At 65.8% G+C, this 257-nt stretch carries 1 pseudogene; it reads right to left on the reverse strand.

Annotated elements, in window-relative coordinates:
* Positions 1-239: pseudogene (locus JI667_RS22205) on the reverse strand (hypothetical protein); the annotation flags it as partial.
* Positions 240-257: the final 18 nt, after the last annotated feature.

A 257-nucleotide genomic window follows, 5' to 3' on the forward strand; every position in this document is an offset into this window, starting at 1 on the left:
TCCGGCTCGGTCTGCAGCTCTTCCATCAGCATCGGCGCGGGCGCGGCGACCGATTCCCCGCGCAGCCGGGTCTGCAGAACCGGCTGGTTCTCGGACACGTTGCGCCGCGATTCCCGGAACACGATGTAGAGGCCCGAGGCGACGATCAGCCCGGCGCCGACAATCGTCCATAAGTCGGGCGATTCGCCGAACAACACCGCGCCGAACAACGTGGCCCAGATGATCTGCGAATATTGCATCGGCGCAACCAGAGCCGC

Source organism: Bacillus sp. NTK074B, from assembly GCF_017303375.1.
Classification (GTDB): domain Bacteria; phylum Bacillota; class Bacilli; order Bacillales; family Bacillaceae_B; genus Rossellomorea.